Annotated in this window: 6 protein-coding genes; 1 reads left to right on the top strand and 5 read right to left on the bottom strand. The window is 62.0% G+C overall.

Annotation, left to right across the window (positions count from 1 at the left end; all coding sequences use genetic code 11):
- Nucleotides 1-234: 234 nt before the first annotated feature.
- From D8U82_RS05305 to pvdM, 5 genes are all read right to left on the bottom strand, one after another.
- A complete protein-coding gene (locus tag D8U82_RS05305; RefSeq protein ID WP_177434113.1) occupies nucleotides 235-2,718 on the bottom strand; it encodes a TonB-dependent receptor in 2,484 nt (827 codons plus the stop codon).
- A gap of 115 nt (nucleotides 2,719-2,833) precedes the next feature.
- Nucleotides 2,834-4,483 (bottom strand): cyclic peptide export ABC transporter, encoded by a 1,650-nt coding sequence (locus D8U82_RS05310; protein ID WP_024012358.1) that lies wholly within the window; start codon nucleotides 4,481-4,483, stop codon nucleotides 2,834-2,836.
- Nucleotides 4,484-4,595: 112 nt separating this feature from the next.
- The gene (locus D8U82_RS05315; RefSeq protein WP_016773898.1) at nucleotides 4,596-5,483 is read right to left on the bottom strand and encodes a formylglycine-generating enzyme family protein; all 888 of its coding nucleotides are present in this window, start codon (nucleotides 5,481-5,483) and stop codon (nucleotides 4,596-4,598) included.
- Nucleotides 5,484-5,519: 36 nt separating this feature from the next.
- Nucleotides 5,520-6,806 carry an aminotransferase class V-fold PLP-dependent enzyme gene (locus D8U82_RS05320; protein ID WP_130887965.1) on the bottom strand — a complete coding sequence of 429 codons (1,287 nt, stop codon included), beginning with the start codon at nucleotides 6,804-6,806 and terminating at the stop codon, nucleotides 5,520-5,522.
- On the bottom strand, nucleotides 6,803-8,167 hold the full coding sequence (gene pvdM, locus D8U82_RS05325) for a pyoverdine-tailoring dipeptidase-like protein PvdM (protein WP_130887964.1): 1,365 nt from the start codon (nucleotides 8,165-8,167) through the stop codon (nucleotides 6,803-6,805). Before pvdM ends, D8U82_RS05320 begins: the two co-directional genes overlap by 4 nt.
- Nucleotides 8,168-8,375: 208 nt before the next feature.
- On the opposite strand from pvdM, the gene D8U82_RS05330 reads away from it, so the two are divergent.
- A complete protein-coding gene (locus D8U82_RS05330; RefSeq protein WP_130887963.1) occupies nucleotides 8,376-10,001 on the top strand; it encodes a PvdJ/PvdD/PvdP-like protein in 1,626 nt (541 codons plus the stop codon).
- The last annotated feature ends 399 nt before the right edge of the window (nucleotides 10,002-10,400 follow it).

Here is a 10,400-nt window from a genome sequence, read left to right on the forward strand (position 1 = left end):
TGCGCCCGGATCGGTCCCGTAACGAAGGTACCCCGAGCCCCAGCGAGCGGGCCGTACGCCGGGGCAAAGCCTTTTGGGTTACCTTTTCGCCGGGCCGGCACTCCGGCGTTTGGAAAAGGTGACTCGCTGTAAGAGCGAAACCGCCAGTGGCAGCCCCGCAGCAACGGATATGCCCCCAATCCCAAAAACCAAAAAGCCCCGCCAAAGCGGGGCTTCTAAACAACATCAGACCAATCAGAAATCAGCCTTCACCGACATCACAAAATTGCGCGGATCCCCATAGAAGTTACCGAACCCCTCGGTACCAATGGTCGCGTAATAACGCTTGTCGAACAGGTTATTGCCGTTCAACGCCACCGACCAGGTGTCATCGATCCGATAACCGATGCGACCGTTCCAGACCGCATAACCCGCGCCATCGACATTGTCCCCGCCCAGAGGCGAAACGCGGTAGGTGCCCGTCTGTGCATTGACACCCGCACCAATGGTCACACGGTCCAGCGGTCCGCTCAGGGCGTAATCACCCCAGACGCGCAACAGGTGACGCGGCACGTAGGAGTTGTAGACCGCGCCATCCTGAGTAGCATCGGCGTCTTCCAGCACTTTGGTCTGGGTGTAGGTATAACCGGCCAGCAATTGCAGGCGGTCGATCACTTCACCGCTGACTTCAGCTTCAAAGCCCTGGGCGCGGACCTTGCCGGAGTTGATCTGGCAGGAGCTGTCTTCGCACCGCAGGTCATCCTGGGCCGCGTCTTTCTGGATGGTGCGGAACAGGTTGAACGTGGTGTTCAAGCGACCGTCGTACCACTCACCCTTGATCCCCAGCTCGTAGCTCTGGCCAATCAGCGGCTTGAGCGTGCTGCCGTCGATGGTTTTGTACGAGCCTTGCGGGGTGAAGATGTCGGTGTAGCTGGCATAGGCGGTCAGGTTGTCGTTGAGGTCGTAGAGCAGGCCGGCGAACGGCGTGACCTGGCCGGTTTCGGTGGACTGGGTGTTGACCTCGGTGCCTTCGCCACGGAAGTACTGCACCGAGTCGGTGTCGGATTTGTACCAGCTGACCCGGCTGCCGAGTACCAGGGTCATCGGGTCGGCGAGTTTCAGGCGGGCGATCGAGTAAGCGCCGTATTGCTTGATGTGCATGTCCACCGGGCCGCCACGGGAGGCGTTGGCCAGGTAGTAGCTTTCATCCGGCTGCGGGATGTTGTGGTTCGGGTTGAACACGTTCTGGCGCTGTGGCAATGCCGCCACCGCGTAGAAGTCGTCCTTGTGCGAACGGCTGGCGTTGGCGCCGACGATCAGTTCGTGCTGCTGGCCGAAAGCGTCGAATTTGCCGTCGACGTAAGCATCGAAACCGTAGTCGCGCTGATCGTAGTCATAGGTACTGCCGAGCATCAGCGTATTGGTGGCGGTGGCGCCCAACGGCACTGTGCCGCTCGGGAAGGAATATTCCATGTCCTGAGTGTTGCGCGAGTAGACACCGGCAACTTTCAGCGACCAATCGTCGTTGAACTGGTGCTTGACGTCGGCGAAGTAGGTGGCGCGTTTGCTGCGCTGGTTGTTCCACGAGGTGTTCAGGCAGGTGGAGCGTTTCAGGTGCAGGTCGGAGCCGTCGGCGTAGCGCGGCAGGCCGCCCCAGCACGGGGTGGCGTCGACGTCTTCATAGGCCATGCCCAGACCGAGGGTGGTGTCGGGGCTGAGGTCGAAGTCCAGGGCGCCGTAGTAGATCTGGTCGCGGCGTTCAGCCACATCGTAGAAATACTGACGGGTCTGCTGGGTCACCACGGCGCGGCCACGCACGGTGCCGGCGTCGTTCAGCGGGCCGCCGGTGTCGACCTGGCCGCGATAGTTGTCCCAGGTGCCGGCCGACAGCGACAGCTGTGTGTGCGGGGTGTCCTGGCCGCGCTTGCGCACGAAGTTGACGCCGCCGGCGGTGCCGCCCGCGCCCTTCATCATGCCGGCCGCACCGCGGAGGATTTCCACGCGGTCATAGATGGCCATGTCGCTGTTGAAGCTGTCCGCCTGCACGTAGCTGCTGCCGATGTCCAGCGGCACGCCGTCGTACTGGTACTGGCCGGTCATGCGGAAACCGCGCGAGTAGAAATATTTGCCGCCCATTGGCGAGTCGTAGACGGTGATGCCCGGGGTCTTCTCCATCACCTGTTCGATGGTGTTGAGGTTCTGGTCGTCGAGCATCTTGCGGGTCATCACCGTGACCGACTGCGGCGTTTCCTTGAGCGAGTGCACGCCCTTGCCGATGGTCACGCCGCCAGTGGTGTAGGAGTTGCTGCCTTCGGTGGTGGCGCCGAGGCGGTTGGCGTTGACGTTGGTCGGCGCCAGTTCCATCGCGCTGCCGCCGGTGGCCGGGCCGAGCACGGTGACGGTGTTGCCGTCACGCTGATAGCGGATGCCGGTGCCGCTGAGCATGGCCTTGAGCGACTCGTCATCCTGATAGCGGCCGTTGAGGGCGCTGGAGCGCAGGCCTTGCAGGCTTTCCGGGCTGTAGACGATTTGCAGGCTGGTCTGCTGACCGAGGGTTTGCAGGGCCTGGGCCAGCGGTTGGGCCGGGATGTTCAGGGTCCATTCCTGGGCCTGGACATACGGTGCTGTCGCGAGGGTCAGTGCCAGACCCAGGCCGCTACCGGCCAGGCGTGTGCGGGTCGCGCCGTGCATCAGCAGGGCTCGAGTCAGAGGGCGAAGCATGAAACGGGATGCGGACATGAGGTTAAGACCTTGGCAGGTATAGTTGTTAATGGTTCTTATTCATCTCATTAAGACGAGGAAGCCGCGGCAAACCGGAAAAGTTTTTTCTCCGGCCCGGTCGCGGCTGCCTCGATCAAGCGGTTTGCAGTTCGCTTCTGACCTTGCCGGCCTCCATGCGCACCAGTTGATCGGCGACGTCGAAGTAACGGTCGTCGTGGGAAATCACGATGATGGTCTTGCCCAGACGCTTGAGGTCGGGCAGCAGCTCGGTATAGAAGATCCGCCGGAAGGTCGGGTCCTGATCCGCCGCCCATTCATCGAACACCAGCACCGGGCGCTCTTCGAGCCAGGCGTTGACCAGTGCCAGGCGTTTGCGCTGACCGGTGGACAGGTCGGTGGTGCTGAACGCGCCGTCGCGCACGCTGACCTTGTGCGCAATCTCCAGACGTTCGAGGTAGCGGGTGGCATCCTGCGGCACTTCACGATCGCCCTGGATCAAGTCATCGAACAGGTAGTAGTCGGCGAAGATCGTCGTGAAGTTCTGCCGGTAATCGTCGCGGTTGACCGCAGTGATCGGCTTGTCGTTAACGCGAATTTCGCCCTCGGTCGGCGCATATAGCCCCAGCAACAGTTTGATCAGCGTGGTTTTGCCGCAGCCGTTCTCACCGACGATGAACACGATGTCGCCCTGTTCGATACGAAGGTTCACCGGCCCGAGGCGGAACGGTTCGCTGCCTTCCACGGGAGGGAAGGCGTAGCGCACGTTGCGCAGTTCCAGGCTGTTGACGGCGGCCGGCTTGCTGCCCTGATCCTGCAGCAACAGGTGCGGTTCCGGTGAAGAGAACTGTTCACTCAGTTCGGCGATGCGGCGGAAGGCAATCTGTGCGCGGCTGATGATTGGCAGGGTGCTGATCAGGTGTTCCAGCGGCCCCTTCATGTACAGCAGCACCAGAACGAAACCGCTCATCACCGCTTTGTCGGCACTCGGCCACAGCGATTGCAGGGCCAGGGCCATGCCGATGACCACGAAGAACAGCATCGAGCCAAACGACTTGGCGATGACAAAGGTGTTGATCGATCTGATCTGGGTGTCGCAGATTTTCTCGGCGGTTTTCTGAATGCCGGCGACGAACATGCGCTGGCGACGCGGCCGGTGGATACGCAGTTCCTTGGCGCCTTCGGCAATTGCGTTGTAGTGCTTCTGCAGTTCGTCTTCGGAATCGCGCGCGGCGTAGAAACCGCGCATGCCCTTGGCCCGCGCAATCGCCTGGATGGTGGTGCCGATGGCGATGGCCACCAGCATCATCAGGAACATCGGCCAAGACAGCATGGCCAGGTAGCCGAGGCAGCCAAGGGTCACGGTCATCGAAATCGCCAGGGGCGCGAAGGCGAAGGCGAAGTCGCTGATGGTGTCGACGTCGTGGGTCAGCACCGGAATCAGGCGATGGCTGCGATAGCGTTCGATCTGGTCGATCGGCGCCGACAGGACTTTCTCCCCCAGTTCTTTGCGCAGTTTGGCGATGATGTGCTGGCCGACGTAGTTGGTGCCGATGTCCGACAGGATCGTGGTCAGCAGGGCCAGGGCACAGAGGCCGGCGAAGATCATCACCACCGTGCGGGTCAGGCCGTCATCGGAATGCAGGGCGTTGTTGATGGTCGCCAGCAGCACGGTGACGCTCAGGCCGCCGAGCATGCCGAGCACGATGGACGCCGAGACGATCAGGCGGAAGGGCTTGAGCAGGGCGAACAATTCGTTGATCGCCCCACGCGTAGGCTTGGTCATGGAGGATTCCTGCTTCGATGCGGAGGGAGTGCCGGTACTTAAGGAAAACGAATGGTCGCGGAGTTTCTTTAACCGAGCGCAGGCGTGGCTGCGCTCGTCGAGGGCAGTGGTGTCAGAGGTCGCGTACTACGCGAAAGCCCAGCCAGTCGCCCTTGCTGGTCGGCCAGCTGCTGTTGCGGTTGCCCGAGCGCGAGAAGATCGGCGCTTCGCCCCAGTCGTTGCCGCGCATGACCTGGCGTTCGCAGTTTTCCTGGGTCCATGGGCGACCGTCGGCGGGCACGCCGGAGTAGTCCGGGTGGTAGCAGTCGGCGGTCCATTCGTAGACGTTGCCGTGGGCGTCGAACACGCCAAACGCATTGGCCGGGAAGGTGCCGGCCGGCGAGGTGAAGTTGTAGCCGTCGGCCGCGCCGTAGGTGTTGGCGTGCTTGGAAATTTGGTAATCCTTGCCCTCATCGAACGGGAAGGGGAAAGGCCCGGTGCTGCCGCCACGGGCGGCGTATTCGCGGATCGATTCGCTTTGCAGGCGATAGGCGTGGCCGGTCTTTTTCGACAGCCAGTCGATGTAGCCCTGGGCTTCGGCGACGTTCATGCACACCGCCGGATCGCGGGGCGTCTGTTTGAATTCCGGTTTGCCGGCGGTGCAGCGGCGGCCGGGGCGGTCATCGAAGTCGTAAGGTTTGTTGCCGGTCTCGCGCACGTAGGCGTCCCATTCGCCCACCAGCACCTGTGAGCGGCTGATAGCGAACGGTTTGCTGAACGTCACCGTGTGCAGCGGGCCTTCGTCCGGCTGCCGGCCGACTTCATCATCCGGCGTGCCCATGGTGTAGCTGCCGGTTGGCAACACGACCATTTCCGGGCAGTCCTTGCAATCCTTGAACACTTTGCCCGCAGCAGGCGCGGTCGCCGCCAGCGCGCTGCCGGGCAACAGCGCAGCGCAGAGGGCGCTTAGCGCCAGTGCGGGCAGGGCTTTGGAGAGGAGTGACGCGTGAGGCTTTTTCATGGGTCGTCTCTTTGAAAGGAAAACGGCAGTCGAGGGTCAGGCAAGCAGCTTTTTGCCGAGGATGTCCATGAAGCGATCCACTTCGGCTTCACTGTTGAGCAAGCCCGGGGCGGTGCGAATCACCGGCCCGACATCGCGGCTGACCGCGTCGCAGATCACCCGGTTCTGCATCAGCCAGGCGGCCACTGCGTCGCTGTCCTGGCCCTTGATCCGGAAGAAGGTGAAGCCGGCGGAGAACTGCGAGTCGAGCGGGGTCACCAACTCGATATTGCGGTGCTCTTGCAGGCGTTGCTTGAGGTAACTGTTGAGCTGATGAATGCGCTTCTGCACCTCGGCTTTGCCCAGTTGCAGGTGCAACTTGAAGGCTTCGTCCAGCGCCCAGCGATGCTCGAAGGCGTGGTAGCCGCCCGGGGTCATGATGGTCGAGAAGGCCGTGGCCTCGGAGAAGGTCGGCACGCTGGGGCTGACGTATTTCAGTTCTTCAGTGCGGCTGCAGACGATGCCGGTGCCGCGCGGGCCGAACATCCACTTGTGCGTGCCGGCGATGAAAAAGTCGCAGTTCATCTGCGGGAAACTCAGGTCGTCGACGCCGAAACCGTGCACGCCATCAACCACGTAGATCAGCCGATCCTGGTCGTCGCGCTGGCGGTTGTGCTCGTCGACCAGCCGCGAGATCTCGCTGATCGGCAGCTTCACGCCGCTGCCCGAATGCACCCAGGTCATGCCCAGCACGCGGGTCTCGGGGCGGATATTGCGATTGATCGTGTTGAGCACCTGATCCAGCGAAATGCTCTGCGGGGTTTCGAACAGCTTGAGTTTGCGCACTCGCGTGCCGTCGCGACGGCTGCGGAAATCGAGAATGTTGCGCGTCGAATAATGCTCGTGAACCGTGGTGAGGATTTCCTGATCCGCGCGCACCTGCACGCTGCCGTAGATCATCGCCAGGCCTTCGGTGGTGCTGCCGGTCAGGGCGATTTGCGCCGGTTTGGCTTGCAGATACTGGCCGGCCCAGTGGCGCACGTTTTCTTCGCGCTTCTCGGTGACGCCCAGATCCCAATCCATCGCCAGACCCGGATTCACATCCAGCGCCGCGCGATGGCGTTCTATGGCTTCGCGCACCGGTTTAGGATGCGAGGTGACGAGGAAATTGGCGAAGTGAATCGCCTGAGGATCCTGATCGAACATTTGACCCAACTGCGCCCATTTGTCCCGCGACGCAGTCGGCGCGGCAGCGATGGCCGCCGGTGCACTCAGGCTGGCGCCCAGGGGCAGGGCGGCGGCGAGCAGGCCGGCCTGCTTCAGGAAAGTGCGACGATCAGTCATGGTCGCGCCACCTCCTGGCGTGACGCCAGCGCCGGTTTCGCGGCTTTTTGTACCTGATCCCAGACGCGCATGAAGTTGCCGCCCCAGAGCTTGGCGATATCCGCTTCGGAGTAGCCGCGCTGCAGCAGTTCGGCGGTGACGTTGCGAATCTCGCCGACGTTTTCCCAGCCCTTGATGCCGCCGCCATCGTTGAAATCCGAAGCAATGCCGACGTGGTCGATACCGATCTTGCGCACTGTGTAATCGATGGCGTCGCCGAAGTCCTTGAGAGTGGCTTTCGGTTCTTCTTCGAGGATCGCGTAGAGGCCGCTGGCGTACTGGCCGAGCTTCTGTTCCGACCAGGCGGTGATGATCGGATCGCCCGGCATCAGTGCCATGGCGAGGTTGGGCAGTGGCGGCAGATCGAAGCGCGCACGCAGCGCATTGAGTTTGTCCTGCGTGCCCTGGGTCAACGGTTTCAGATACTGCGAGAAGGCGACGACCTGCACCACGCCGCCACTGTTCTTGATCAGTTGCAGCTCTTTGTCGCTGAGGTTGCGCGGGATATCCACAGCCGCCCGGGGCGCCGAGTGCGAGGCCACCAGCGGTGTGCGGCTCAGTTCGGCGACTTGCTCGAGGGCCTTGGTCGACATCTGCGAAACATCGATGATCACGCCCAGATCGTTCAAGCGCTGCACCGCTTGTTTGCCGATGTCCGACAGACCGTCGAGGGCATCGGGCGAATCATTGAAAAACGGCAGCGGTCGCGATGAGTCGGCCCAGCTGTTGTTGCCGATGTAACTGAAACCGAACATGCGCATGCCGCGCCCGGCCCACAGGTCGAGCTTGCTCAGATCATTGCCCAGTGGATAGGCGTTGAGCATGCTGATGAAAATCGCAAACTTGCCTTCGCCGTGCAGACGGCGGAAATCATCCGGCGTGTAGGCGATGCCGGCCTGATTGGGGAAGTCGCGGACAATCCCGGAAATGATCTTGTAACGCACCTCCTGCTGATTGCGCGCTTCTTCGACAAAACCCTCGGTGGGACGGTGCGGGGCGTTCGGGCCGTTCCACATTTCCGGCCAGCCGAACACCGTCAGCGCGGCGCCGGACAAGCGCCCACGACTGGCCTTGATGAGGTCGAACTGGCCCGAGCCATCCTTGTCGGCTTCGTGGTCGTGGCTGCCGAAACTCAGCGGCACGGTGATGTGGCTGTCGAACGACAGCAGGCGATCCTGCAACTCCGTCGCCTGTTTCATTACCTTCACCGTGTAGCCGGGGTTGTTCCAGTAATCCCAGGCCAGAAATCCTGCGCCGGCACTGATCGCCAGGGCCAGCGGCAGGCCGATGAATAGAGCCTTTTTCCAACGCGGTTTTGTCATTGCCATCTCATTCAGGTTCGCCGTCGAGGTACAGGCGCAGGGGCCTTTGCTATCTGGGAAGAACGAGTGGCTGCACGGCTAATTTAGGTGTGCGTTACAAATGCCCGGCAGCGGCGCGGATGATGTTTTGTCGGCGGCGTAAATTTCAGCGATGAGCAAACGTTCTAGCTTGGATAAAGCCTGCTTCATGGCTGACACAGGTAGGGCAATGACGATCTCTCGACGCTGGTTCATGGCGGGCATGGCACTCACGGGCGCCGCGCTGCCTGCCGCTTTTTATGCGCATCGTGAACTGACTCGCGAGGAGTTTCCGATCACCCCGGGCGAGGCCACGGTCGATCTGGCGGACACCGCCGGGCAACAGCTGGCGGACAATTTGCGTGGGGTCTGGGACATTCGCTTTACCGGTGCGGCGGCGGGGCTTGATGGTCTGCCTGCGCAAGGTCTGGAGCTGTTTCTCGACATCGCCCATCGTGGGCGCGGCTTGCGCGGCTATCTCGACACCGGCACCAATCTGCGTGCCGAAGGGCCTGTGCGCTATCAAGTCATTGGCGATCTGGCACCGGGCAACGGCGCCGAGATGTATTGGCGCCTGCTGCGCACCGATGCGCCACTTGCGCCACCGGTGTATGAATTAAAAGTCAAACTGGATGAAGTCTGGGCAGCGTTCGGCAATGCCGGCAGCGCCACGTTCACCGGGCAAGTGCTGCGTCTGGACCGGCCGTTGGCGTTGCCCGAGCTGGACAATCAGTTCATCGCCATCAAGCGGCGTTTTCCCGAGGCCCGTGAACGCACTGGGCTCAATCCGCAACTGTTGGCCTGGCTGGTGGCGCCCGAGCATCGCCTGTTCCACCAGCTCTGGCACGCCACCCGCGACAAGTGGCACAAGCTCTCGGAGAAAAAACGCGAAGCGCTGCGCGGCATCGGCTGGCAGCCCGGGCCGCGTGACAAGGAGCGCGACGCCCGTGGGCCAAGCAAGGATCGCAATGGCTCGGGCGTGGATTTTTTCTTTATGCATCGGCACATGCTCGGCATCGCCCGTTCGATGCAGGATTTGCCTTCCTGGCCGGCGTTCCCGCAGCCGCAGCCTGAGCTGGAACGTGACCGGCAGGGTTTCGCCCGTTACTTCGACAACCACGACGGGAACTCACTGCCGCCGACCTGGCTGGCCGAAGGTGATGACGAGTACACCAAATGGGTCAGCGACATCAAAGCGGCGGAGACTTTCCAGAGCAATTTCCTGGTCTGGGAATCGCAGTACCGCGACCCGCGTTACTTGTCGAAATTGACCCTTGGCCAGTTCGGTTCGGAAGTCGAACTGGGCCTGCACGACTGGCTGCACATGCGCTGGGCTTCGGTGGCACGGGATCCGTCCAACGACATTCCGGTGCCGATGGCGCGTGATCAGGCGGACTTCGCTGCGCGCTGGTATGCGCCGGAAAACGACTTTCTCGGTGATCCGTTTTCCTCCCATGTGAACCCGGTGTTCTGGCGTTTCCACGGCTGGATCGATGATCGCCTGGAAGACTGGTTCCGCGCCCATGAACGTTTTCATCCGGGCGAAGTGAGCCGTCTGGAAGTCAACGGCGTGCCATGGTTTGCACCGGGGCGCTGGGTGGAAATCGCCGACCCCTGGCTCGGCCCCGACACCCACGGCTGCAGCACCGTGCCCGGCCTGCAAGCTGGGCGATCCGTGGAGATGGACCCGGAAACCATGAAACTGGCGCTGCGTATCACTTTTGGCGACGAAGACAACATGACCGAGCTGTTCCGTAAAGTCCCGCAGCGACCTTGGTATGCGCGGCACCTGAAGGTCAAGGGCCGACAGCTCTAGATTGGTTCAAACACACTCTCTCTGAATTGGTCGCAATCCCATGTAGGAGCGAGCCTGCTCGCGAATGCGGAGTTTCATCCAGATGCATCAGTGCCTGACAGGACCCCTTCGCGAGCAGGCTCGCTCCCACATGGGGCCTTGGCCGTGGCGGAGATTTCGGTCCAGACCGAATTCCATTTGTGGGAGCGAGCCTGCTCGCGAATGCGGAGTGTCATTCAGATGCATCAGTGCCTGACAGGACCTCTTCGCGAGCAAGCTCGCTCCCACATGGGCCTTGTTCGTGGCGGAGATTTCGGTCCAGACCGAATTCCATTTGTGGGAGCGAGCTTGCTCGCGAATGCGGGGTGTCATTCAGATGCATCAGTGCCTGACAGGACCTCTTCGCGAGCAGGCTCGCTC

Source organism: Pseudomonas sp. Sample_23 (genome assembly GCF_004307595.1).
GTDB lineage: Bacteria > Pseudomonadota > Gammaproteobacteria > Pseudomonadales > Pseudomonadaceae > Aquipseudomonas > Aquipseudomonas atacamensis.

Coding starts and splice junctions, on each gene's coding strand:
- pvdM (WP_130887964.1), bottom strand. CDS start 8,167: ATGACAAAACCGCGTTGGAAAAAGGCTCTATTCATCGGCCTGCCGCTG.
- D8U82_RS05320 (WP_130887965.1), bottom strand. CDS start 6,806: ATGACTGATCGTCGCACTTTCCTGAAGCAGGCCGGCCTGCTCGCCGCC.
- D8U82_RS05330 (WP_130887963.1), top strand. CDS start 8,376: ATGACGATCTCTCGACGCTGGTTCATGGCGGGCATGGCACTCACGGGC.
- D8U82_RS05305 (WP_177434113.1), bottom strand. CDS start 2,718: ATGTCCGCATCCCGTTTCATGCTTCGCCCTCTGACTCGAGCCCTGCTG.
- D8U82_RS05310 (WP_024012358.1), bottom strand. CDS start 4,483: ATGACCAAGCCTACGCGTGGGGCGATCAACGAATTGTTCGCCCTGCTC.
- D8U82_RS05315 (WP_016773898.1), bottom strand. CDS start 5,483: ATGAAAAAGCCTCACGCGTCACTCCTCTCCAAAGCCCTGCCCGCACTG.